A 23,301-nucleotide genomic window follows, 5' to 3' on the forward strand; every position below is an offset into this window, starting at 1 on the left:
GAGCTACAGCGACGGTGTATAGCTAGAAGCTGACGCAGCACCACACGCGCGCAGATCGGTCGCCGTGCAGCACTACCAGGAGGGACGGGGCCTGCCCCGCACAGATGAAAGCTAAGAGTTTCTTCAAGGGCCCCGGCATCTGGATTGTCGTTGTAGTTGGCATGCTCCTGCTGGCCTTTGCCACCCTTTCACCGGGCGGCGCGGCCCGGATCGACACCGACAAGGGCCTCGCGCTGCTGACCGACGGTGGCAAGGTTGAACAGGCGAAGATCTTCGACGCGGAAAACCGCGTGGACCTGATCCTGAAGGACAACCTGCAGGTTGACGGGCAGGACAAGGGCAAGAACATCCAGTTCTACTACGTCAATGCCCGCGCCGCCGACGTCGTTAAAGCCGTCACGGACTCCCGCCCGCCCAGCGGCTACACCGACCAGCCGGTCGAGAACAACTGGTTCGCCGGACTGTTCTCCCTCCTGATCCCGGTTATCCTGCTCGGCGTCCTGTTCTGGTTCCTGCTCTCCCGCATGCAGGGCGGCGGTTCCAAGGTGATGCAGTTTGGCAAGTCCAAGGCCAAGCTGGTGAACAAGGACATGCCGCAGGTCACCTTCGGCGACGTCGCCGGAGCTGACGAGGCCGTCGAGGAACTCGAAGAAATCAAGGAGTTCCTCCAGGAGCCGGCGAAGTTCCAGGCCGTTGGCGCCAAGATCCCCAAAGGCGTGCTGCTCTACGGTCCGCCCGGAACCGGCAAGACCCTGTTGGCCCGCGCCGTTGCCGGCGAGGCCGGGGTGCCGTTCTTCTCGATCTCCGGTTCCGATTTTGTTGAGATGTTCGTCGGCGTCGGCGCTTCCCGCGTCCGTGACCTGTTCGAGCAGGCCAAGGCAAATGCGCCGGCCATCATTTTCGTGGACGAGATCGACGCCGTCGGACGCCACCGCGGTGCCGGCATCGGCGGCGGCAACGACGAACGCGAGCAAACCCTCAACCAGCTGCTGGTCGAGATGGACGGCTTTGACGTTAAGACCAATGTCATTCTGATCGCCGCCACCAACCGGCCCGACGTCCTGGACCCGGCACTGCTGCGGCCGGGACGCTTTGACCGCCAGATCTCCGTCGAGGCCCCGGACCTGATCGGCCGTGACCAGATCCTGCAGGTCCATGCCAAGGGCAAGCCGATGGCTCCCGGCGTCGACCTGAGGGCCGTGGCCAAAAAGACCCCCGGCTACACCGGCGCTGACCTGGCCAACGTCCTTAACGAGGCCGCCCTGCTGACGGCCCGCTCGAATGCCAACCTCATTGACGACCGCGCCCTGGACGAAGCCATTGACCGTGTAATGGCCGGTCCGCAGAAGCGCAGCCGCGTGATGAAGGAACACGAACGCAAGGTCACGGCCTACCACGAAGGCGGCCACGCCCTGGTGGCGGCGGCGCTGCGGAATTCCGCTCCGGTCACCAAGATCACCATTTTGCCCCGCGGCCGTGCCCTGGGCTACACCATGGTGGTTCCGGAGAATGACAAGTACTCCGTGACCCGCAACGAACTGCTCGACCAGATGGCTTATGCCATGGGCGGCCGCGTCGCGGAGGAACTCGTCTTCCACGACCCGTCCACCGGGGCGTCCAATGACATCGAAAAGGCCACCGGCATCGCCCGCAAAATGGTCACCGAGTTCGGCATGAGCGAACGGGTCGGAGCAGTGCGCCTGGGCCAGGGCGGCGGCGAACCGTTTCTGGGCCGCGACGCCGGACACGAGCGCAACTACTCGGACCAGATCGCCTACATCGTCGACGAGGAAGTCCGCCGCCTGATCGAGGGCGCGCACGACGAGGCTTACGCCATCCTGATCGAGAACCGCGACGTCCTGGACCAGTTGGCCCTTGAACTGCTGGAACGCGAAACGTTGAACCAGGCGGAAATCGCACAGGTCTTCACCAACATCCGCAAGCGTGATTTCCGTGAGATCTGGCTCTCCAAGGAAACCCGCCCGATCCAGGACGTCGGCCCGGTGGAGTCCCGCCGGGAGAAGGCAGAACGCGAAGCGCAGGAAGAGGCCAAGGAAGCCCGGCTCGAGGAACCGCTGGACACCTTCCCGCCGCACGCCCAAGGCGTCCCCGGACAGGAGCCGTTCCAGGGCGGTGTAACGGATCTCGGGCCTGACGGCCATCCCGGCTAGGCTTCTTCAGTGACTTCTTTCTTCAATGACGACGACGCTCCCGCCACCGGCTCTTTGGTGGCGGGAGCCTCAGCCGCTGTCCCCGCCGTTGTGGACCAAGCCCGGATTGAGGCGGCCGTCCGCGAAATCCTGCTGGCCATCGGCGAGGACCCGGACCGCAGCGGCCTCATTGACACGCCGAAACGGGTCGCCAAGGCGTACACCGAGATTTTCGCCGGACTTCACCATGACCCGGCAGAGATTCTCGCCACAACCTTCGACCTGGACCACGAGGAACTGGTCCTGGTCAAGGACATCCCGTTCTACTCCACCTGCGAGCACCATCTGGTGCCGTTCCACGGGGTGGCCCATGTGGGCTACATCCCCTCCCACGACGGGAAGGTGACCGGGCTGAGCAAATTGGCGCGGCTGGTGGACATGTTCGCCCGCCGCCCCCAGGTCCAGGAACGCCTCACCACCCAGATCGTCGAGGCCCTCGTCACCCACCTCAAGCCGCGCGGCGCAATCGTCGTCGTCGAATGCGAACACCTCTGCATGTCCATGCGCGGCATCCGCAAGCCCGGTGCCAGGACCGTCACCAGTGCGGTACGCGGGCAACTCCATGACCCGGCCACCCGCGCCGAAGCCATGAGCCTCATTATCGGAAGGTAACACCACAGACAATGGACTCCCTAGCTGCAGCCCCCGGAACCGGACCGGCGACGTCGCCCCTGCCAGTAGTGCGCAAGGCACGCCGCGCGGCAACATTCGAAGCCCTGCCCACTGACCGGACACTGCTGATGGCCATCCTGAATGTCACCCCGGACTCCTTCAGCGACGGCGGCCAGCACGCCACCGCCGACACCGCCATCGCCGCCGGGCTGCGGATGTTCTACGCCGGCGCGGACATCATCGATGTCGGCGGCGAGTCCACCCGCCCGGGAGCCACCGAAGTGGAGCCCGACGAGGAGCAGCGGCGGGTGCTCCCAGTCATCGCCGCCCTGGCGAAGGCCGGGGCGCTGGTCAGCATCGATACCACCCACGCCGCCACCGCTGCCGCGGCGCTGCAGGCAGGCGCCGTCATCATCAACGACGTCTCCGGCCTGAGCATTGAACCCGAAATGGCCGAACTCGTGGCACGCAGCAAGGCTCCCTACGTCCTCACACACCGCCGGGGCACAGCGGGCACAATGGACACGCTGACGGACTACGGAAACGTGGCTGCGGACGTCGCCGCGGAACTGGCGGGCGTCCGGGACAAGCTCTACGCCGCAGGTGTCAGCCCGGAGCAGATCATCGTTGATCCGGGCCTGGGCTTCTCCAAGACCGACGCGCAGAACTGGGAGCTGCTGCAGAACCTCGACGTGCTGCAGGCCATGGGTCATAAGGTCCTTGTCGCCGCCTCCCGCAAACGCTTCCTGGGCAGCCTCCTGTCCGTCGCCGGCAAGTCCGCCCCGCCGGCCGAACGCGACGCGGCCACCGCTGCGGTCACCGCCATCAGCGCCTCCCGCGGCGCCTGGGCTGTCCGCGTGCACGACGTCGGGCCCAGCCTCGATGCTGTCAAGGTCGCCGCCGGGATGAGCCCGGCAGATGGCCGCGCAGTACCCGCCGCCGGCGATAACTGAACCGGAAAGCCACCATGGACCAGATCACGCTGAGCGGCGTCACCGCCGTCGGCCACCACGGAGTGTTTGATTTCGAGCGGCGCGACGGCCAGCCGTTCGTCGTCGATGCCGTGCTGCACCTGGATTTCAGCCGCGCGGCACGTTCCGACGACGTGCTGGACACGGCGCACTACGGTGAAGTGGCGGAGTGCATCCGGACCTGGATCGCGGGGGAGCCGCTGAACCTGATCGAGGCACTCGCCGTCCGGATCGCCGAGGACGTGCTGCAGAAGTTCCCCGTGGCAGCAGTGGAAATCACTGTGCACAAACCCGAGGCGCCCATCGAGGTCGCATTCGGTGATGTCTCCGTCAGCGTGCGCCGGAGCCGGCAGGACCAACAATGAGCTACACGCGGTCTGTGCTTGCGCTCGGCAGCAACCTGGGGGCGCGCAGCGACACCCTTTCGGCAGCCGTCGCGGACATCGTCGACCCGCCGGAGGTCCGCCTCCTGGCCATTTCGCCGATCGTCCAGACCAAAGCAGTCGGCGGTCCGCCGGACCAGCCGGATTTCCTCAATATGGTGATGACGGTGGAGACCACATTGACACCCGGTGAGCTGCTGCGGCACTGCCACGCTGTGGAACAAAAGCACCTCCGGGTCCGCGACGTGCGCTGGGGCCCCCGCACCCTCGACGTGGACATCATCACGTACGGGGAGCTGGCCAGTTCCGACCCGGAGCTCACCCTTCCGCACCCGCGTGCCGCCCAGCGGGCCTTTGTACTCTTCCCGTGGTCGCTTATCGACCCTGCCGCCGAGTTGGACGGCCAACGCGTCGGCGAGCTAGCGGCCAAAGCCCCCGATTTCCCCGACCTCATTCCCTTCGACGGCTTCGACACCCTCCACCCCGCGGCCGGAGCAAGCGAATGATGAAGCTGACCAGCCCCCTGGTGCTGTCCCTCATCGGCGTGGCCGTAGGGGTCCTGGGCTGGCTGGCCGCCCTGCTGACGACCCGTTACAGCCTGAACACCCCCGTCCTGCCGCTCACCGGGCTCATCACGATGGCCGTGATCGTGGTGCTCACCATCGTGCTGGGCGTCCGGGTGCTGCGCTGGCGCAACGGCAACAAAAAGAGAATGCTTAATCCCATCCTGGCGGCGTGGACCCTCGTCCTCGCGCAGGCCTGCGCGTATACCGGCAGCGTCCTGCTGGGCTGGCACGCAGGGATCTTCATTGACCAGTTGCGCCTTTGGAACCTCCGCAGCGACCAGACGCTCGCGTGGCAGGCCGTGGCCATGGCCGGCGGCGGCCTGGCGATGATCGTCGTTGGCCTGGTCGTGGAACGGTTCTGCCGGATACCGCCCGAGGACGGCGACGGCGGATCAGCCCCGGGCGTCCGGGAAAAGCGCAAGCCGACGGCGGAAGGCGAATATGCCTACCGAGGCGATTGACCCGCCGGGCATCACCTGGTTACGGGTCTCCCCGAAATATGTGACCGTGCGGCGCGCCGGCTGGGCCGCGGCGAACCTACTTGTTGTCGCTCTGCTGTGCCTCCCCCTCGTTCTCATCCGCAATGGCTGGTGGCCGTCCTTCCCGCTCTGGCTTGCCATCGCCGTCCCGGCCGTGATCCTGGTCCTGGCCCTGTGCAGGTTCCTGCTCATTCCCCGCCAGGTCCAGGCCATCGGCTACGCCGAGCGTGACGATGACCTGCTCATCCGCCGCGGCATCTTCTTCCAGCGCACCCTCGTGGTTCCTTACGGCCGGATGCAATACGTGGACATCGGCGCCGGACCGTTGGAACGCGGGCTGGGACTGTGCACGCTGAAACTCCACACCGCCTCCCCGGGTACCCGCGCGGAGATCCCGGGGCTGCCCGCCGCCGAGGGCGCCCGGCTGCGCGAGCAGCTTTCCGCGCGCGGTGAAGCCCGGCTGGCCGGGCTGTGACGGTATCGCGGTGAAATCCGGTGTGCCCGCGGGAACGTCCGCCGGCGCCGATACCGAAACGCCCGGGCCCCGGTGGCTGCGTGTGCACCCGGCGTCGCCGTTCGTGCGGGGCTGGGTGGCGCTGGCCGCCATCGGGTTCTTCTTTTTCCGGGACACCTTCGAACGGCTGCTCCAGGGCGGACCCCTGATCGATGACAGGTTCACCGGCCGGGCTCCGTGGCTGCTGCTCGGCGGCGGCGTGCTGGTGCTTCTGACCGTGCTCGGATACGTCCTGAGCTGGTACTTCACCCGCTATCAGGTGGCCGAAGGCTACGTCCGGCTCAACACGGGATTCCTCTTCAAACAGCAGCGGCAGGCGCGCCTGGACCGGGTCCAGGCAATCGATATTGTGCAGCCGTTGCTGGCCAGGTTGTTCGGGCTGGCCGAGCTAAAGTTCGACGTGGCCGACGCCGGCGAGTCGGCGGTGCGCCTGGCTTTCCTGCGCGTGGACGAGGCGCGGCAGCTGCGGGCCACTATCCTGGCCAGTGCCTCCGCCCCGGCGCGAAACCCCGCTGACCTTGCCGGCCCGGAGGCCGTGGCCGCCGAAGCGCCGGAACACGCCGTACTCACGGTCCCGCCGGGGCGCCTGGTGGGGTCCCTGATCCTGAGCGAGCAGACCGTCTTTGTGCTGGCCGGCGGCGCGGGGTCCGTGGTGCTCTCGGCGCTCACGGAGAACCGCAGCTTCTACCTCTTCCTGATTCCGGCCGCGCTGGGCATGGCGGCAGCGTACTGGAACTCCGTCAACCGCGGCTACAACTTCACCGCAGCCATTTCCCCGGACGGGATCCGGTTGCGCTACGGCCTGCTGGATACGCAGGCCCAGACCCTTCCGCCGGGCCGGATCCAGGCACTGCGGGTCAGCCAGCCGCCGCTCTGGCGCTTCTTCGGCTGGTACCGGATCCACGTCAACGTCGCCGGTTACGGCGCCGCGGCGGACAACGGCGAGGGCTCTTCACGGAGCACGCTCCTGCCGGTGGGGACCTTTCCGGAGGTGCTCACCATCCTCTCCCTGGTCCTTCCCGACCCGGGCACCCCGGACCCGGCGGGCATATTCACCGCCGGAGCCAACGGCCGCTCCGGCCCGGCCGCGGCCGGGCCGGCTCCCGGCACCGACGACGGCGGCTTTGTCACCACCCCGCGGCGCGCCCGGCTGCTGGCCCCCCTGGGCTGGCGGCGCAACGGTTTCGCCGCCACCGACACGGCCCTGCTGATCCGTTCGGGCCGCTGGTGGCGGCACCTTGTTATCGTTCCGCACCAGCGCACCCAATCGATGGCGCTTGAGCAGGGCCCCCTGGCCAGGCGCTTCCGGGTGGCGGACCTGGTCCTGCATACCACCGCCGGACCCGTCTCGCCGCGGCTGATCCAGGCCGGCCTGGACGAGGCGCGTGCCCTCCTCGACGCCCAGGCGGCACGGGCCCGGGCCGCCCGCCGGCGTCAGACCAGCGAGCACTGGCTGGAGCAGGTCCGCCCGCCCGCCGCTGAACGCCCCCACACCGAAGAACCCAACAGGCAGGAAGACCGGAAGCATGGCTAAACCAGGACGTCTCGGCATCGGAATCATCGGCGCCGGCAAAGTTGGCGCTGTCCTCGGGGCGGCTCTGCGCGGCGCCGAGCACGCCGTCATCGGAGTCTCGGCGGTCTCCGACGCCAGCCGCGAACGCGCCGAAGCCCTGCTTCCCGGTGTCCCCGTCCTGGAAGTGCGGGACATCGTCGAACGCGCCGAACTGGTGCTCCTGGCCGTCCCCGACGATGCCCTGGGCCCGCTTGTGGAAGGCCTGGCGAAGCTCGGCGCCTGGCAGCCCGGGCAGCTCGTGGCACACACCTCCGGCCGGTTCGGCGTCGGGATCCTGCATCCTGTCCGCGCCGTTGGCGCCATCCCGTTGGCATTGCACCCTGCCATGACCTTCACCGGCATGAGCCTGGACCTGACCCGGCTGCTGGACTGCACCTTCGGTGTTACCGCGGATGCTGCCATGCTGCCCATTGCTCAGGCCCTTGTAGTGGAGATGGGCGCGGAGCCCGTTGCCATCGCCGAGGCGGACCGCACGCTCTACCACGCTGCCCTGGCGCACGGCTCAAACCACCTCGTCACCTTGGTGGCACAGTCCTCGCAACTGCTCCGGGAGGTCGGCGTCGAGGCCCCCGAACGAATGCTGGGGCCACTGCTGCGGGCAACCCTGGAGAACGCGCTCGCCTCAGGCGAATCGGCACTGACCGGGCCGGTGGTCCGCGGTGATGTGGGCACCGTGGCGGCACACGCCGAGTCCTTGCGGGAGCACGACGGCGGCGCGGGCGGAGATATTCTGGAGGCGTACCTGGCCATGGCCCGGGCGACGGCCCGCCGGGCAGGACGCCGGGGACTGCTGAAGCCGGAGCAACTCGGCGGCATCGCACACGCACTTGAAGGTTCCGGCGGCGATGACGAAAACCCTACGGAAGGTCCATAATTTGGCGATTCAACTCGTGACTACGGCTGCGCAGCTCCGGGCCGAGAGCGCCCGCCTGCTCCGCGCGAAAGGCGGCTCCTCACAGGGCCTGGTGCCCACCATGGGTGCACTGCATGAGGGCCATGCCGAGCTGGCGCGCACCGCCGTCGAACAAAACGACGTGGCGGTGGTGAGTATTTTCGTGAACCCGCTGCAGTTCGGCGAAGCCGTGGACCTTGAGCGGTACCCCCGCACCCTGGACGCGGACCTGGCGCTCCTGGATGCCGTCGGCGTGGACCTGGTCTTCGCTCCGGAGGTGCAGGAGGTCTATCCCGGCGGGGAACCGCTGGTAAGGATCAGCGCCGGGCCAATAGCCGGCAAGTGGGAGGGCGCCTCCCGCCCGGGGCACTTCGACGGCGCCCTGACGGTTGTGGCCAAGCTGCTGCACTTCGGACTGCCGGGTGCCTCCGGCGGAATGGAGCTGCCGGCGTACCGGGCGTACTTTGGTCAAAAAGATGCCCAGCAACTGGCCCTGGTCCAGCGCATGGTGGCGGACTTGAACTTCCCGGTGCAGATCGTAGCGGTGCCGATTGTGCGCTCGGCGGACGGGTTGGCGCTCTCGAGCCGCAACCGTTTCCTCTCTGCTGCGGAACGCGAGGCGGCCCTGGTGCTCTCGCGGGCCCTGCGGCTGATCGAGGACCGGGCCAACGCCAACCAGCCGCTGGACCTTGAGTCCGCAAGGGCGCTGGTGGAGTCCCAGCCGCTTGTCGAACTGGACTACTTCGAAGTGGTGGATCCGCTCACACTCGAACCGCTGGCCGAAAACTGCCGGGACACCCCGTTCCGCGGCGAGGCCTTGGCGATCATCGCGGCCACAGCCGGCCCGGTCCGGCTGATCGACAATGTTCCGCTGAACTCCTGACCCGCACCCCGCCGCCCCCCTGCGTTGTATGACCGGTCCCAGGAGTTAACCCCACGGCCGGGAATTACCGGGGCGGATCGCGGGTTGGCAACTAAGGCAGCGGCCACAAGCCGCAGCAGCACCCCCGTCAAAAACTCCCCGAGGGAACACCATGCGCTCCGACGTCACTTCCAAGCCGCACGGCGATCCCGCGCCGGCCCGCGTTGCGGTCGCCGCCGCCGCCGCGCCGCCGGCAAAGATGTCCCGGGAATCGGTCACAGTCATCGCCACCCTGCTGGTGGCTACCTTTGTGGTGATCCTTAACGAAACCATCATGAACGTCGCGCTCCAGCGGCTGATGGTGGATCTTGGGATCACGGCACCCACCGTGCAGTGGCTGTCCACTGGCTTTATGCTCACCATGGCCGTAGTGATTCCCACGACGGGTTTTATCCTGCAACGGCTCTCCACCCGCGCGGTGTTTATGCTGGCGATGGGGCTGTTCTCCGGCGGCACGCTGCTCGCGGCGCTGGCCCCGGGATTCGAAATCCTCCTGCTTGCCCGGATCGTCCAGGCCGGCGGTACAGCCATTATGGTGCCGCTGCTGATGACCACCATCCTCACCCTGGTTCCGGTGGCCCGCCGCGGCTTTGTGATGGGCAATGTGAGCATCGCCATCTCGGTGGCACCGGCCATGGGCCCCACGGTGTCCGGACTGATCCTTGAGCACTTCTCCTGGCGCTTTATGTTCGTTTTTGTCCTGCCGATCGCGCTGGCCGCCTTCGCCATCGGCGCCAAGTACCTGACCAACATTGGCGAGAATAAAAAGACCAGGCTTGACGCGGCGTCGGTGCTGCTGACCGTTCCGGCTTTCGGTGGCCTCGTCTACGGACTGAGCCAGATCGGCGGCGGCCAGGGCGGTCCTGGCGCGCCTGCCGTTATCGCGCTGGCCGTGGGCATCCTTGCCCTCACGGCGTTTGTGTTCCGGCAGTTGCGGCTGCAGAAGGCCGGGGCGCCGCTGCTGGACCTGCGTGCCTTTCGCCTGCGGATGTTCACCGTCTCCGTGCTGCTCCTCGTGGTTGCCATGATCGCCCTGTTCGGCGCCGTGATCCTCCTGCCGTTGTACCTGCAGGAGGTTCGCGGCCTGTCGTCACTGGAGACGGGGCTCTCGCTGCTCCCCGGCGGGCTCGCGATGGGCCTGCTGGGCCCGTTCATTGGGCGGACTTTCGACCAGGTGGGACCGCTGCCGCTGACCGTGACCGGTTCCATCATGCTGGTGGTGGCCCTGTTCCAGTTCTCCTTGCTGGATGCTGGCACTCCGGTCGGTTGGATCATCACCCTGCACGTGGGCCTCAGCCTGGGCCTGGCGCTGATCTTCACCCCGGCCTTCACCACCGGGCTGAACCCGTTGCCGCCGCACCTTTACTCGCATGGTTCGGCCATCATGAACACCTTGCAGCAGGTGGCGGGTGCCGCCGGAACGGCGTTGCTCGTTTCGATCTACGCTGTGGTGTCAGCCGGCTCGGGCGTTGTCGCGGGAATGCACGCGGCGTTCCTCACGGCCTCGGCCATCGCCGTTGCCGCCGTTGTGCTGGCCGCCATGATGCGCAAGACGGCAGCGGTGGAACACCCCGCCGCCGGCTAACGCGGCATGTTGTTCGCCAGCCGGCTGTATACAGCTAGCTGGCGAAAAAGGCGCTGAGTTCGGAGATGAGCTTGTCCGGTGCCTTGTTCACGCCGTCGTGCCCCATGCCCGGAAGAATGGTGTAGCTGGACCCGGAGAGGACCTCGTGGATCTGGGCGCAGGCCACGCCGAAGTATGCCGGGCTTTTTTCGCCAACAACTATCAGTGTCTCCAGGGGCAGTTCCAGGAAGGGTTCGGCCGGCATGTCGGCGGCGATGATGGCCTTGATTTCCCGGACGCCGGTCTTCATCAGCTCGCGCATCTGCTTGCCGAGCGGGGTGCCGGCGGCCAGCTTGTTGGCCAAGGTCAGCATGGACAGCGGCATCCTGGACAGGGCGCTGCCGGTCTCCAGGCCCCGGAGCAGGACGGCCAAGGCGCGGTCGTCGTCACCTGCTTCGGTCGCCTTCTCGTATTCGGTAGTCCAGTCAGCGGTGACGCTGTGGTTTACGGAGACGGCGGGATCGTAGACCGCGAGCCGTTCCACCGGCAGGGTGCGGGCAGCGTGCAACGCCACCGCGCCGCCGAAGCTGTGCCCAAAAACGTCGGTACTGGACGTGTGCTTCATAACCACATCCAGGTCGCGGATGTCAACGTCGAGGGTGTAGTCCTCCGGCTGCGGTGAGGAGGAACCCCGCCCGCGCCGGTTAAAGGTGTGCACCGGGCGGCCCAGGGACGTACTGAGTTTTTGCGCAAAGCGGGTGTAGTCGGCGGCCGTCACCATGGAGGCCGGAACAACAACGACGCCGGAACCCGCCGAGGCCAGCTCGGCGCCCGTACTGAAAAGCTCGATCGTTCCACCGTCGGGGGTCCTGATGTTCTCGCGGGTCATGCTTCGAGCCTAGCCGAGGCTGTAGCTACGGCGTAGTAGGTTCCCGCGGGGCGGACGGGGAACCAACGGCGGTCTGGGTGCCGAGCCGCCCGCCGGAGGCCTCAAGGTAGCAGGAGCCGCACAGCGATTCGTACCAGACGTCCTGGCCGTCGATCGCTACCTGTTCGCCGTCGAAGACCACCGCATCTCCCACCCGGCGGGTATTAAAGATGGCCTTGCGGCCGCAGCGGCAGATGGTTTTGAGTTCCTCGAGGGTATGTGCGATCTCCAGCAGGCGCAGCGATCCCGGGAACGCCCGGGTGCGAAAGTCGGTGCGGATGCCGTAGGCCAGCACGGGAACGTTATCCAGGACGGCGATCCGGAAGAGGTCGTCCACCTGGTCCGGTTCGAGGAATTGGGCCTCATCCACCAGCAGGCACGCGACCGGCTGCGTGTCGACGTGCTTAAGCAGGGCGTCGGGGTCATCGCCATGGGCGCGGGCGGTGAACAGCGCCCGCGCGGACCCCCCGGCCGGGATCTGGAAATCCACCGAACGGGTCATGCCCAGCCGGGACACAACGTCGGAGTCGCCCTTGGTGTCCACACCCGGCTTCGCCAGCAGCACCCGCTGGCCGCGTTCCTCGTAGTTGAAGGCGGCCTGAAGCAGCCCCGTTGACTTGCCGGAGTTCATCGCGCCGTAGCGGAAGTAGAGCTTGGCCAAGGGGGTCCTTTCGAAAGGGTCGCCCACCGATTGTAAAGGCGCGCCCTGCAACGGCCCAGCAGCGGGAGGCCCGCTACCGCCGTGGGGGCTGTTGGCCGGACTTGCCACCGCCGGGAGAATGATCCGCAAGCGGCCATGGCCGGGCGGGACCTGTGCGGGCAGAATCCCCGGTAAACTTGGGGATTGTGACTTCCCAAAACACCTCCGCCCCGCAGCCCGCCGCCGACTCCCACGACGCAAGCGAGCAGACTCGCGTCCGGATGGAGAAACGCGCCAAGCTGATCGAGCGCGGCGTAGAGGCGTATCCGGTGGGCGTGGATCGCACCCATGCGCTGGCGGAAGTCCGGGAGAAGTACGCCCACCTGCAGGCCGACGAAACCACCGGCGACGTCGTTGGGGTGACCGGCCGCATCGTTTTTATCCGCAACACCGGCAAGCTCTGCTTCGCCACGCTCCAGGAGGGTGGTGCTGACGGCAAAGCGGTCCGGTTGCAAGTCATGCTGAGCCTGGCCAACATCGGTGAGGACGCGCTCGCCGACTGGAAGGCCCTCGTTGACCTCGGCGACCACGTGTTCATCCAGGGCGAGGTGATCTCCTCGCGGCGCGGCGAGCTCTCCGTGATGGCCGGGTCCTGGTCCATGGCGTCCAAGGCGCTGCGCCCGTTGCCGGTGCTGCACGCCGAGCTCAACGAGGAAACCCGCGTCCGCCAGCGCTATGTGGACCTTATTGTCCGCGACGAGGCCCGCGAAATGGTCTATACCCGGGCCGCGATCACGCGTTCCATCCGCGAGACCCTGCATCGCCAGGGTTACGTCGAGGTGGAAACGCCGATGCTGCAGCTGGTCCACGGCGGCGCGACGGCCCGCCCGTTCGAGACGCACATGAATGCGTTTGACCAGAAGATGACCCTGCGGATCGCCACCGAGCTCTACCTCAAGCGCACGGTTGTGGGCGGGATCGACCGCGTCTATGACATGGGCCGCGTCTTCCGCAACGAGGGTGTGGACTCCACCCACAGCCCGGAATTCACCACCCTGGAAAGCTACGAGGCCTGGGCGGACCAGTTCGTGATGGCGGACCGGATCAAGGAACTAATCCTCGACGCCGCGGACGCTGCGGGCGTGGGCCGGGTCCTGCAGTCCGAGGCTGGCGAAATCAACCTCGACGGCGACTGGGCCTGGATGGCCGTCTACCCGGGCCTTTCCGAAACCGTTGGCCAGGAGATTACCCCCGAGACCCCTGCGTCGGAGTTGCTGGCGCTGGCCGCCAGGCACGAGGTCAAGGTCGACGCGGCCTGGGATGCGGAAAAGCTTGTGGTGGAGCTGTTCGGCGAACTCGTTGAGCCGACGCTGCTTAATCCCACTTTCGTGTACGACTACCCGCCTTCCGCCCAGCCGCTGGCGCGGCAGCACCGGACGGATGACCGGCTGATTGAAGCGTGGGACCTCATCATCGGCGGCATGGAGCGCGGTACGGCATTCTCCGAGCTCATTGATCCGGTGATCCAGCGCGAACGGCTTACCGAGCAGTCCCGCCGCTCCGCCGCCGGCGACGTAGAGGCCATGCAGCTGGACGAGGACTTCCTCCGCGCGCTGGAGTACGGCGCCCCGCCGATGGGCGGGATCGGGCTGGGCATCGACCGGCTGGTGATGCTCTTCACCGGCGCGGGCATCCGCGAGACCATACTCTTCCCGCTGCTGAAGCCCGAGGGACACTGACCATGGACTATGTCGCCGTATTGCTTCCTTCCGTGGTCGTTGGGTTGATTTTCTGGTTCGCCATGAAGTCGATCTTTAATGCCGATAAATCCGAGCGCCAGGCCGAGGCGCGTGCCCAGGCGGAAGCCGATGGAAATACCCCCGACGCCGCTACGCGCCGGCGCGAGGGCCATTCCAACGATCCGAACTAATAGCAGGCTATTCCGCCTTGGGTTTTCCTTTGGAAACCCTTTTTCGCTTTGACTCGTTGCCATAAAGCGGAGGATACTTCTAAGAAGTTTCATCCGGATTTCCTTGATACTCATCCTTTTGGAAAGAGAGTCTTTAATGGCACAGAAAGTAAAAATCATCCTTGTTGATGATCTGGATGGGGGCTCCGCGGACGAGACCGTCCGGTTTGGCCTTGACGGCGTCAGCTACGAAATCGACCTGTCATCGGAAAATGCATCAGAACTGCGCTCCGCAGTTGAGCGGTTTGCCGGCCACGCGCGCAAGACGTCGAGCGGCCGCGCCACGCGCACCAAAATTTCATCCGGCCGGAACCAGGACTCTGCCCAGATTCGGCAGTGGGCCCGCGATAACGGCTATGCGGTAAACAGCCGCGGCCGTATTCAGGCTGAAATTCAGGAAGCCTATCAAAAGGCGAATTCCTAGCCCTTGGGCCGGGAACCTTCCGCCGTTTGATGAAGCGGTTTGGCGTAATGCCAATACCCATAACGATGCCCCCGCTGACGGCAGGGGCATCGTTATGTCCGCCCGCGCTGACCGGGCCGGCGCGTTCCCGCCCGGTTGCCGGCCAAAGGCGCAGGTCCGAACCGGGGGCTGGCCGCGTGCTGCGTCCCGGGAGACGCAGCGGGGCAGGGGCGCCGCCGGGGCCGGCAGCCCGTGTTTGGGCGGGCAGCTGGCCCCGCAGCGGCGTCCCGGTTTCCCCTGTGGCGAACAAGCCCCAAAATTTGAACCCGGCCACGTAGCATCAAAGTACGTCGTTTCTAGGAGTGTGGCGAAATGTTTGAGCGATTTACGGACCGTGCCCGTCGCGTAGTTGTGCTTGCCCAAGAAGAGGCACGCATGCTGAACCACAATTACATTGGTACCGAACACATCCTCTTGGGTCTGATCCATGAAGGTGAAGGTGTTGCGGCCAAAGCCCTTGAGTCCTTGAGCATCTCGCTCGACGGCGTTCGCGAGCAGGTACAGGAGATCATCGGCCAGGGCCAGCAAGCCCCGTCCGGACACATCCCCTTTACCCCCCGCGCCAAGAAGGTCCTGGAGCTCTCGCTTCGCGAAGCGCTGCAGCTGGGCCACAACTACATCGGCACGGAGCACATCCTGCTCGGCCTCATCCGTGAGGGTGAAGGCGTTGCCGCCCAGGTGCTGGTCAAGCTCGGTGCGGACCTCAACCGCGTCCGCCAGCAGGTCATCCAGCTGCTCTCGGGCTACCAGGGGAAGGAGACCACCGGTGCCGGTGTCGGCCCCGGCCAGGCCGAAGGCACCCCGGCCGGCTCCGTTGTGCTGGACCAGTTCGGCCGCAACCTGACCCAGGCTGCACGTGAGAACAAGCTGGACCCGGTTATCGGGCGCGAATCCGAAATGGAACGCGTGATGCAGGTCCTCTCCCGCCGCACCAAGAACAACCCGGTGCTGATCGGCGAGCCCGGCGTCGGCAAGACTGCCGTCGTCGAAGGCCTCGCCCAGGCCATTGTCCGTGGCGACGTTCCGGAGACCATCAAGGACAAGCAGCTGTACACGCTGGACCTTGGTTCCCTCGTGGCCGGTTCACGCTACCGCGGTGACTTCGAGGAGCGTCTCAAGAAGGTCCTTAAGGAAATCCGCACCCGCGGGGACATTATCTTGTTCATCGATGAAATCCACACCCTCGTGGGCGCGGGTGCTGCTGAAGGCGCCATCGATGCGGCCTCGATCCTGAAGCCCATGCTGGCCCGCGGCGAGCTCCAGACCATCGGTGCCACCACGCTGGACGAGTACCGCAAGCACATCGAGAAGGACGCAGCGCTGGAGCGCCGGTTCCAGCCGATCCAGGTCAAGGAACCCTCTGTCGCGCACGCGATCGAGATCCTCAAGGGCCTCCGCGACCGGTATGAGGCGCACCACCGCGTCACCATCACCGACGGCGCCCTTGCCTCGGCCGCGAGCCTTTCCGAGCGCTACATCTCGGACCGCTTCCTGCCGGACAAGGCGATCGACCTGATCGATGAGGCCGGCGCGCGGCTGCGTATCCGCCGGATGACGGCCCCGCCGGAGCTCAAGGTCATGGACGAGAAGATTGCGGCCATGAAGCTGGAGAAGGAATCCGCTATTGACGCGCAGGACTTCGAAGGTGCTGCCGCGCTGCGCGACAAGGAGCAGAAACTCATTGTTGAGCGGGCCGAGAAGGAACGCCAATGGAAAACCGGCGGCATGGATGACATCTCCGAGGTGGATGAGGATCTCATCGCCGAGGTGCTGGCGAACTCCACCGGCATCCCGGTCTTCAAGCTGACCGAGGAAGAGTCCTCGCGGCTGCTGAAGATGGAAGACGAGCTGCACAAGCGCGTCGTCGGCCAGGACGAGGCCATCAAGTCCCTTTCCCAGGCGATCCGCCGCACCCGTGCAGGCCTGAAAGACCCGAAGCGTCCGGGTGGTTCGTTCATCTTCGCCGGCCCCACCGGCGTCGGCAAGACCGAGCTAGCCAAGGCACTGGCCGAATTCCTCTTCGGTGAGGAAGACGCCCTGATCACCCTGGACATGTCCGAGTACTCGGAGAAGCACACGGTGTCGCGTCTCTTCGGAGCCCCTCCGGGCTACGTCGGCTACGAGGAAGGCGGACAGCTGACCGAGAAGGTCCGCCGTCGTCCGTTCTCCGTGGTGCTGTTCGACGAAGTTGAGAAGGCGCACGCCGACCTCTTCAACTCGCTGCTGCAGATCCTGGAGGACGGCCGCCTGACCGACTCCCAGGGCCGGGTGGTGGACTTCAAGAACACCGTGATCATCATGACCACCAACCTCGGCACCCGGGACATCTCCAAGAGTGTTGCCACCGGCTTCCAGTCGGGCACGGACACGCAGACCGGGTACAACCGGATGCGGGCCCGCGTGACCGAGGAGCTCAAGCAGCACTTCCGCCCCGAGTTCCTGAACCGTGTTGACGACGTTGTGGTATTCCCGCAGCTGACCCAGGACGAGATCATCGAGATCGTGGACATGTTCGTCGGCCGGTTGGAGAAGCGCCTCAAGGACAAGGACATGGGCATCGAGCTCACGCCCGCGGCCAAGATCCTGCTCGCAACCCGCGGCTACGACCCCGCCATGGGTGCCCGGCCGCTGCGCCGGACCATCCAGCGCGAGATCGAGGACCAGCTCTCCGAGAAGATCCTCTTCGGCGAAATCCACGCTGGCGACATCGTGATGGTGGATGTGGAAGGCGAAGGCGACGACGCCAAATTCACCTTCGCCGGCAACACGAAGCCGCTGATCCCGGAGATCGCTCCGAGCGTCTAAGCATTGGCCCAACGGCCCCGTCTTCCTAACCAGGGAGGCGGGGCCTTTGCGTTTGCAGCCTCGCCCCTTGCTCGGCACCGCGGCGGGTGCAGCTTGCTCGCCCGTCCCTCGCGTCGGCGCAAGCTACACAATGGCGCCTGCGCCTTCGCCTCCGCAGGTGGTCACCGCACTGAGCACCGTGGTGGTATCTGAAAGTACCGTTTCACTCTTAGTGAACTTGGTGTGATCCATGCCATAGCGGGTGTTGAATCGGTGCATGGCTTCCACCGATCCGGCAACGCAGGGCGAGCAGCCCGAAACACCTTTCCATAACCTTGACCACTACCTCGCCATCCCCAGGGTCAGCGGCCTGGTGCTGAGCCCGGACGGCGGACGGCTGGTGACCACGGTGGCCACGCTGAATGCCAAGGGCACCGAATACGGCACCGCCTTGTGGGAGCTGGATCCGGCCGGGCAGAAGCAGGCCCGTCGGATCACCCGCAGCGCCAAGGGCGAAACCGGGGCCGTGTTCGCCGGCGGGGACCTGTACTTCAGCTCCGCGCGTCCAGACCCGGAATCCCCGGAGGCGGACCCGGTAAATGCGCTCTGGATGCTGCCCGCGGGCGGTGGCGAAGCCCGCGTTGCGCACACCCGGGCCGGTGGTATTGGTACCCTCCTGGCGGCGCAGGGGACCGGTGCGCTCATCCTCAACGCCGCCGTGCTGCCCGGTGCCACGGACGAAGGAGGCGATGCCGAACTCCGCACGGCACGTAAGGACAAAAAGGTAGCGGCCATCCTGCACAGCGGATACCCCGTCCGTTACTGGGACGCCGACCTGGGGCCCGCCGAGCCGAGGCTCTTTGCCGTCGAGCCCCTCGAACCGGGCGAGGAGCAGGAACAGGCCAAGCCGTCAACTGTTGACGCCGCGGCGCCGCTTAAGCTCCGCAACTTGACGCCCGACGCCGGTGCCGCCCTGCGGGACGCGGATACCGTCATCAGCCCCGACGGCACAACGATTTACAGCAGCTTCACCAAGGTGCTGGCCCGCGCGGACTCCCGGTCAGTTCTCATCGCGGTCGACGTCGCCACCGGCACCCGTAAGGTTCTGCTGGACACCGAGGGAATGAGTTACTTCCCCGGGCCGGTCAGTCCCGACAACCTGACGCTTGTGGTGCGCAGCGAGAGTGACACCACGCCGGAAGCGGCGCCGCAGCTGAAACTGCACCTGCTCGACGTCGGCGGCGGATCGGCCCGGGATGCAGGCCATGCCGAGCCGGTGCCGCTCGCGCACGGCTGGGACCGCTGGCCGGTCTCCGCCGCCTGGCTGCCGGACGGATCTGCCCTGCTCGTCACCGCCGATGAGGACGGCGCCTCGCCGGTTTTCCGCATCGGCATCACCGGGGACGGGGGAGCCGGCCGGGTCACCCGGCTGACGGCCGACTCCGCGGCGTATACCGATGTTGTGGTTCATCCGGACGGCCGCAGCGCCTATGCACTCCGCAGCTCCTACGAGTACCCTCCGGAAGCGGTTCAAATCGACCTTGCCAACGGAGCCGTCAGCCGGCTCCCCGCCCCCGCGGAACGCCCGCGTCGCCATGGCTCGCTGGAACGTGTGGAGACGACGGGGGCAGACGGAACCCGGGTGCCGGCGTACCTGGCGCTCCCGGAAGACGCCGGCGCCGGAAGCCCGGCACCGCTGCTGTTGTGGATACATGGCGGCCCGCTCGGTTCATGGAATGCCTGGACCTGGCGCTGGAACCCCTGGCTGCTCGTTGCCCGGGGTTACGCCGTGCTGCTCCCGGACCCGGCCCTCTCGACCGGTTACGGCCAGCACCACATCCAGCGCGGCTGGGGTGAATGGGGCAAAGCCCCGTACACCGACCTGATGGCCATCACTGACGCCGTTGTGCAGCGGCCGGACATCGACGAGACCCGCACGGCTGCCATGGGCGGTTCGTTCGGTGGCTACATGGCGAACTGGGTGGCCGGCCACACCAGCCGGTTCAAGGCGATCGTCACGCACGCAAGCCTCTGGGCGCTGGACCAGTTCGGCCCCACCACGGACTCCGCGCCCTACTGGCTCAAGGAAATGACAGCCGAAATGGCCCTGGCCAATTCCCCGCACCTGCATGTGGAGGACATCAGCACACCGATGCTGGTCATCCACGGCGATAAGGACTACCGGGTCCCCGTCGGCGAAGGACTGCGCCTCTGGTACGAGCTGCTCGCCAAGTCCCAACTCGCAGCCGACGGGAACGGCGCGACTGACCACCGTTTCCTTTACTTCCCGGACGAGAACCACTGGATCCTGCAGCCGCAGCACACCAAGGTCTGGTACGGCGTCGTCGAACACTTCCTGGCCAGGCACCTGCTGGAGCAGGACGTGCCGGTCCCGGCCGAGCTTGGCCTCTAGCTCCAGCCGTGCGGCGTCCGGCCCGGAGGCCGCACGGCGGCGCGGCACAAAACGCGCGCCGTAGGATTGGGCTGTGACTGAACCTATCCTCATCCGCCTTGCCCGTACCAGCGATGTCGGGGCGATCAAGACCCTTGTGGCGCCGCTGGCCGAACAGCGGATTCTGATGGCCAAGGAAACCGTGGCCTACTACGAGAGCCTCCAGGAGTTCCGGATCGCCGAGTCGCCCGACGGCGAAGTGATCGGCTGCGGGGCGCTGCACGTGATGTGGGAAGACCTCGCCGAAGTGCGCACGCTCGCGGCGTCGGATGCCTGGCGCGGTACCGGCGTGGGCCATCTCCTGGTTGAGCGGCTGCTGGCGGATGCCCGTGCATTGGGAATCTCCCGCGTCTTTTGCCTCACCTTCGAGGTTGACTTCTTCAAAAGACACGGCTTCGAAGTGATGGCGGACCAGTCCGCGGTGGACCCCGTGGTCTATTCCGAGTTGCTGCGCTCCCACGATGAGGGTGTCGCCGAGTTCCTCGACCTTGCCAGGGTGAAGCCCAATACACTCGGAAACACCCGGATGATCAAAGCGCTCTAAGCCCGGGCCGGCGCCGGAAAACGACACGGTGCGGATCGGGGACGGCGTCTTCCCATCAATAAATCTGATGGATAAACTGATCCCGGTCCAGGGGGTGGGCCATCTCTCTTTTCGGAGGCAAGAAATTGCACGAGCGCGCTATCTTTCCTGATTTTTCCGCATTCCAAATGACGATGTCAGGCGGCATAACAGCCCGGCACACCGCAGCACCGCCCGCCGGCGAAGATCCCGGCCAGGACCCTGCGGCGGATCACGGCCAGGGACTTGTTTCGGGGCCGGAACCGCGCGACGGGGACGCCCTGCGGCGGCTGAATGCCCCGCCCTTCTCCTGGCTGGGCAGCGACGCCTGGCCGACCGTTTCGCTGCGGGCCGACGAACCCTGCTGATGGCGCCGCGGACCGCGCGGAGAGCCGCCGGCCGGGGCGCCAGCGCTTCGCGTCCGGCGCGGCACTTTGGGCCCCTACCGCTGGCAAGTGCCCGGTAGTAGGGTCTAAGCAAGCAGCCAGGACACCATCCAGGGAGCACAGCCATGAAGAAACTCATCAATGATCCCCGGGCCGTGGTTGACGAGTCAGTGGAGGGTTTTGGGCTTGCCCACGCCGACCTCGTGACCGTCTTCGCGGACCCGAAGTACATCGTGCGCAAGGACGCTCCGGTGGCAGGGAAGGTCGGGCTGGTCTCCGGCGGAGGCAGCGGGCACGAGCCCCTGCACGGCGGCTACGTCGGCATGGGAATGCTCGACGCCGCGGTGCCGGGTCCCGTGTTCACCTCGCCCACACCCGACCAGATCCTCCCGGCGACCCTGGCCGTCAACTCAGGCGCCGGCGTTGTGCACATCGTGAAGAACTACACCGGGGACGTCCTCAACTTTGAGACCGCTGCCGAGCTGGCCCAGGCGGAAGGCGTGGAAATCCGCACCGTGCTGGTCAACGACGACGTGGCGGTGGAGGATTCGCTCTACACCGCCGGACGCCGCGGTGTAGCCGGAACCGTCCTGGTGGAGAAGATCGCCGGTGCCGCGGCGGAGCGGGGGGACAACCTCGATGCCGTGGCAGCCATCGGCGACAGGGTCAACCACAACGTACGCAGTATGGGTGTTGCCTTGACCGCCTGCACAGTCCCGCACGCGGGGGCGCCCAGCTTCGTGCTGGCGGAAAACGAAATCGAAATCGGCATCGGTATCCACGGCGAGCCCGGCCGGCACCGGATTCCGATGGAGAACGCCGACGGCATCACCGACCGCCTGCTGGAACCTGTGGTCAGCGACCTCGGGCTGGCGTCCGGGGACAAGGTACTGTTGTTCGTCAACGGCATGGGCGGTACCCCATTGAGTGAGCTGTACATCGTCTACCGCCGAGCCGCGCAGCAGTTGGCCGCACAGGGGATCACGGTGGAACGCTCGCTGGTCGGCAATTACATCACTGCCCTCGAAATGCAGGGGTGCTCCCTTACCGTCCTGCGCCTGGACGCTGAATTGACGGCACTCTGGGACGCCCCCGTCCACACTCCCGCCCTCCGCTGGGGTGCCTGACCGTGGGGCTTGACGTCAACTGGGCGCTGCGGTGGCTGACCCTCACGGCCGCGGCCATGGCGGAGCACCGGGAGGAACTCATTGAACTGGACAGGCCGATCGGCGATTCGGACCACGGTGAGAACATGGACCGTGGCTTCAAAGCGGTGATGGCCAAGATTGCCGAAGCGCCGCCGGAAACGGCGGGAGCGGCACTGAAACTGACAGCGATGACCCTGATGTCCAAGGTTGGCGGAGCTGCCGGCCCGCTCTACGGCACCGCGTTCCTGCGTGCCGGCACGGCGCTGGGTGAGGCGGCCGAGATTGACTCGGACACACTCGCCGCTGCGTTCCGGGCGGCAAGGGACGGGATTGTGGCCCGCGGAAAGGCCGATTCAGGGGACAAAACGATGGTTGATGCCTGGACTCCCGCCGTTGACGCGGCCGCTTCCGCGGCCGGAGACAGCGACGTCCTCAAGGTCCTGCTGGCCGCTGCGGAGGCTGCCGAAGCGGGGGCCGTCGCTACCGACCCGATGCTCGCGCGCAAGGGCCGCGCCAGCTATCTGGGGGAGCGCAGCATCGGTCATCGGGATCCGGGCGCCGTCTCGACCGCCCTGATCCTGCGCGCGGCCGCCGGGGCTGCCGAATGACGGTCAACCTTGTCGTTGTCTCGCACAGCGAAAAGATTGCCGACGGCGCCGCCGAGCTAGCCGCCCAGATGGCGCCAGATGTGATGATCCTCGCCGCAGGCGGTACCGGCGACGGCAGGATCGGCACCAGCCTCGAGCTGGTCATGGCGGCGCTGGAGCAGGCCGGGGACGCCAGCACCGACGGCATTGTGGTCCTGACCGATCTTGGCTCGGCGGTGATGACAGCCGAATCCGCGGTGGAGTTCCTGGCGGATCCCGGCTTGGTATTGCTGGCCGATGCGCCCCTGGTTGAAGGACTTGTCGCGGCCGCCGTGGCGGCCCAGTCAGGCGCGGATCTGGCGGCCGTGAGGGACGCCGCGGAGGCCGTGTACCGGCCGCCGGCCGCGGGGCAACACCCGCACGGCCACCGGCCGCCGGAGGCGAGCGGTGATTTCGAACTTGTTAACCAGGCCGGTATGCATGCCCGTCCGGCCGCGAAGATTGCCGGCGGCCTGTCCGGCATGGACGCCGAGGTGACCATCAGCGGCGCCGATGGCGCGTCGATGACGGAGCTGATGATGCTCGGGGCGGTGAAAGGTACGGTGCTGCACGTGGAGGCCAGCGGCCCGGATGCCACCCAAGCCGTGGACTACCTGCGCGGACTTATCACTGCTGGCTTCGGCGAACCGTAGACCG

General features: G+C 66.6%; 23 protein-coding genes. 21 read left to right on the top strand and 2 right to left on the bottom strand.

Annotated features, from left to right (window positions below; translation table 11 throughout):
- The first annotated feature begins 104 nt into the window (after positions 1-104).
- The 11 genes from ftsH to QK287_RS05000 all read left to right on the top strand — a co-directional run bounded on the left by ftsH (position 105) and on the right by QK287_RS05000 (position 10,707).
- On the top strand, positions 105-2,171 hold the full coding sequence (gene ftsH / locus QK287_RS04950) for an ATP-dependent zinc metalloprotease FtsH (RefSeq protein ID WP_226773833.1): 2,067 nt from the start codon (positions 105-107) through the stop codon (positions 2,169-2,171).
- Between the two features lie 90 nt (positions 2,172-2,261).
- Positions 2,262-2,822 carry a GTP cyclohydrolase I FolE gene (gene folE / locus QK287_RS04955; RefSeq protein WP_309485676.1) on the top strand — a complete coding sequence of 187 codons (561 nt, stop codon included), beginning with the start codon at positions 2,262-2,264 and terminating at the stop codon, positions 2,820-2,822.
- An 11-nt stretch (positions 2,823-2,833) separates the two neighbouring features.
- Positions 2,834-3,775 (top strand): dihydropteroate synthase, encoded by a 942-nt coding sequence (gene folP / locus QK287_RS04960; RefSeq protein ID WP_226773834.1) that lies wholly within the window; start codon positions 2,834-2,836, stop codon positions 3,773-3,775.
- Positions 3,776-3,789: 14 nt separating this feature from the next.
- On the top strand, positions 3,790-4,158 hold the full coding sequence (gene folB / locus QK287_RS04965) for a dihydroneopterin aldolase (RefSeq protein WP_226773835.1): 369 nt from the start codon (positions 3,790-3,792) through the stop codon (positions 4,156-4,158).
- Complete coding sequence (folK, locus tag QK287_RS04970) at positions 4,155-4,682, top strand: 2-amino-4-hydroxy-6-hydroxymethyldihydropteridine diphosphokinase (RefSeq protein ID WP_282359487.1); 528 nt, start codon at positions 4,155-4,157, stop codon at positions 4,680-4,682. Before folB ends, folK begins: the two co-directional genes overlap by 4 nt.
- On the top strand, positions 4,682-5,203 hold the full coding sequence (locus QK287_RS04975) for a DUF3180 domain-containing protein (RefSeq protein ID WP_226773899.1): 522 nt from the start codon (positions 4,682-4,684) through the stop codon (positions 5,201-5,203). The genes folK and QK287_RS04975 overlap by 1 nt, the downstream gene beginning before the upstream one ends.
- The gene (locus tag QK287_RS04980; RefSeq protein ID WP_282359488.1) at positions 5,184-5,696 is read left to right on the top strand and encodes a PH domain-containing protein; all 513 of its coding nucleotides are present in this window, start codon (positions 5,184-5,186) and stop codon (positions 5,694-5,696) included. Before QK287_RS04975 ends, QK287_RS04980 begins: the two co-directional genes overlap by 20 nt.
- 22 nt (positions 5,697-5,718) lie before the next feature.
- Positions 5,719-7,269 (top strand): PH domain-containing protein, encoded by a 1,551-nt coding sequence (locus QK287_RS04985; protein ID WP_282359587.1) that lies wholly within the window; start codon positions 5,719-5,721, stop codon positions 7,267-7,269.
- Entirely contained in the window at positions 7,262-8,182 is a 921-nt protein-coding gene (locus tag QK287_RS04990) for a DUF2520 domain-containing protein (protein WP_226773838.1), read from the top strand. The genes QK287_RS04985 and QK287_RS04990 overlap by 8 nt, the downstream gene beginning before the upstream one ends.
- Before the next feature lies 1 nt (position 8,183).
- The gene (panC, locus tag QK287_RS04995; protein WP_282359588.1) at positions 8,184-9,083 is read left to right on the top strand and encodes a pantoate--beta-alanine ligase; all 900 of its coding nucleotides are present in this window, start codon (positions 8,184-8,186) and stop codon (positions 9,081-9,083) included.
- 151 nt (positions 9,084-9,234) lie between these two features.
- Positions 9,235-10,707 carry a DHA2 family efflux MFS transporter permease subunit gene (locus tag QK287_RS05000; RefSeq protein WP_226773840.1) on the top strand — a complete coding sequence of 491 codons (1,473 nt, stop codon included), beginning with the start codon at positions 9,235-9,237 and terminating at the stop codon, positions 10,705-10,707.
- 34 nt (positions 10,708-10,741) lie between these two features.
- Here the strand turns inward: QK287_RS05000 and QK287_RS05005 are convergent, their stop codons facing one another.
- Together QK287_RS05005 and QK287_RS05010 are read right to left on the bottom strand one after the other, a co-directional pair.
- The gene (locus QK287_RS05005; protein ID WP_226773841.1) at positions 10,742-11,575 is read right to left on the bottom strand and encodes an alpha/beta hydrolase; all 834 of its coding nucleotides are present in this window, start codon (positions 11,573-11,575) and stop codon (positions 10,742-10,744) included.
- Between the two features lie 25 nt (positions 11,576-11,600).
- Complete coding sequence (locus QK287_RS05010; RefSeq protein WP_282359489.1) at positions 11,601-12,275, bottom strand: thymidine kinase; 675 nt, start codon at positions 12,273-12,275, stop codon at positions 11,601-11,603.
- A gap of 185 nt (positions 12,276-12,460) precedes the next feature.
- Here QK287_RS05010 and lysS point away from each other — a divergent pair, with 185 nt between their 5' ends.
- The 10 genes from lysS (at position 12,461) to dhaM (ending at position 23,297) form a co-directional block, all read left to right on the top strand.
- The gene (gene lysS / locus QK287_RS05015) at positions 12,461-13,993 is read left to right on the top strand and encodes a lysine--tRNA ligase (RefSeq protein ID WP_226773843.1); all 1,533 of its coding nucleotides are present in this window, start codon (positions 12,461-12,463) and stop codon (positions 13,991-13,993) included.
- Positions 13,994-13,995: 2 nt separating this feature from the next.
- Positions 13,996-14,184: a hypothetical protein gene (locus tag QK287_RS05020; protein ID WP_226773844.1), complete on the top strand. Its 189-nt coding sequence runs from the start codon at positions 13,996-13,998 to the stop codon at positions 14,182-14,184.
- A 136-nt stretch (positions 14,185-14,320) separates the two neighbouring features.
- Entirely contained in the window at positions 14,321-14,647 is a 327-nt protein-coding gene (locus QK287_RS05025) for an Lsr2 family protein (RefSeq protein WP_226773845.1), read from the top strand.
- Positions 14,648-14,998: 351 nt separating this feature from the next.
- Entirely contained in the window at positions 14,999-17,491 is a 2,493-nt protein-coding gene (locus tag QK287_RS05030; RefSeq protein WP_226773846.1) for an ATP-dependent Clp protease ATP-binding subunit, read from the top strand.
- Between the two features lie 256 nt (positions 17,492-17,747).
- Positions 17,748-19,883 (top strand): prolyl oligopeptidase family serine peptidase, encoded by a 2,136-nt coding sequence (locus tag QK287_RS05035; protein ID WP_226773847.1) that lies wholly within the window; start codon positions 17,748-17,750, stop codon positions 19,881-19,883.
- A 73-nt stretch (positions 19,884-19,956) separates the two neighbouring features.
- Entirely contained in the window at positions 19,957-20,466 is a 510-nt protein-coding gene (locus QK287_RS05040; RefSeq protein WP_226773848.1) for an amino-acid N-acetyltransferase, read from the top strand.
- 167 nt (positions 20,467-20,633) lie between these two features.
- Positions 20,634-20,852, top strand: coding sequence for a hypothetical protein (locus tag QK287_RS05045; protein WP_226773849.1), 219 nt, complete (start codon positions 20,634-20,636; stop codon positions 20,850-20,852).
- 143 nt (positions 20,853-20,995) lie between these two features.
- A complete protein-coding gene (dhaK, locus tag QK287_RS05050) occupies positions 20,996-21,997 on the top strand; it encodes a dihydroxyacetone kinase subunit DhaK (protein ID WP_226773850.1) in 1,002 nt (333 codons plus the stop codon).
- 2 nt (positions 21,998-21,999) lie between these two features.
- Positions 22,000-22,626 carry a dihydroxyacetone kinase subunit DhaL gene (gene dhaL / locus QK287_RS05055; protein ID WP_226773851.1) on the top strand — a complete coding sequence of 209 codons (627 nt, stop codon included), beginning with the start codon at positions 22,000-22,002 and terminating at the stop codon, positions 22,624-22,626.
- The gene (dhaM, locus tag QK287_RS05060; RefSeq protein ID WP_226773852.1) at positions 22,623-23,297 is read left to right on the top strand and encodes a dihydroxyacetone kinase phosphoryl donor subunit DhaM; all 675 of its coding nucleotides are present in this window, start codon (positions 22,623-22,625) and stop codon (positions 23,295-23,297) included. The genes dhaL and dhaM overlap by 4 nt, the downstream gene beginning before the upstream one ends.
- The last annotated feature ends 4 nt before the right edge of the window (positions 23,298-23,301 follow it).

The sequence above is a fragment of the Arthrobacter sp. AL05 genome, assembly GCF_029960715.1.
Classification (GTDB): Bacteria; Actinomycetota; Actinomycetes; order Actinomycetales; family Micrococcaceae; genus Arthrobacter.

Coding starts and splice junctions, on each gene's coding strand:
- ftsH (WP_226773833.1), top strand. CDS start 105: ATGAAAGCTAAGAGTTTCTTCAAGGGCCCCGGCATCTGGATTGTCGTT.
- QK287_RS05025 (WP_226773845.1), top strand. CDS start 14,321: ATGGCACAGAAAGTAAAAATCATCCTTGTTGATGATCTGGATGGGGGC.
- QK287_RS05020 (WP_226773844.1), top strand. CDS start 13,996: ATGGACTATGTCGCCGTATTGCTTCCTTCCGTGGTCGTTGGGTTGATT.
- QK287_RS05000 (WP_226773840.1), top strand. CDS start 9,235: ATGCGCTCCGACGTCACTTCCAAGCCGCACGGCGATCCCGCGCCGGCC.
- QK287_RS04990 (WP_226773838.1), top strand. CDS start 7,262: ATGGCTAAACCAGGACGTCTCGGCATCGGAATCATCGGCGCCGGCAAA.
- QK287_RS04975 (WP_226773899.1), top strand. CDS start 4,682: ATGAAGCTGACCAGCCCCCTGGTGCTGTCCCTCATCGGCGTGGCCGTA.
- QK287_RS05045 (WP_226773849.1), top strand. CDS start 20,634: ATGACGATGTCAGGCGGCATAACAGCCCGGCACACCGCAGCACCGCCC.
- QK287_RS04980 (WP_282359488.1), top strand. CDS start 5,184: ATGCCTACCGAGGCGATTGACCCGCCGGGCATCACCTGGTTACGGGTC.
- QK287_RS05035 (WP_226773847.1), top strand. CDS start 17,748: ATGGCTTCCACCGATCCGGCAACGCAGGGCGAGCAGCCCGAAACACCT.
- QK287_RS05005 (WP_226773841.1), bottom strand. CDS start 11,575: ATGACCCGCGAGAACATCAGGACCCCCGACGGTGGAACGATCGAGCTT.
- folB (WP_226773835.1), top strand. CDS start 3,790: ATGGACCAGATCACGCTGAGCGGCGTCACCGCCGTCGGCCACCACGGA.
- dhaM (WP_226773852.1), top strand. CDS start 22,623: ATGACGGTCAACCTTGTCGTTGTCTCGCACAGCGAAAAGATTGCCGAC.
- QK287_RS05030 (WP_226773846.1), top strand. CDS start 14,999: ATGTTTGAGCGATTTACGGACCGTGCCCGTCGCGTAGTTGTGCTTGCC.
- dhaK (WP_226773850.1), top strand. CDS start 20,996: ATGAAGAAACTCATCAATGATCCCCGGGCCGTGGTTGACGAGTCAGTG.
- folP (WP_226773834.1), top strand. CDS start 2,834: ATGGACTCCCTAGCTGCAGCCCCCGGAACCGGACCGGCGACGTCGCCC.
- folK (WP_282359487.1), top strand. CDS start 4,155: ATGAGCTACACGCGGTCTGTGCTTGCGCTCGGCAGCAACCTGGGGGCG.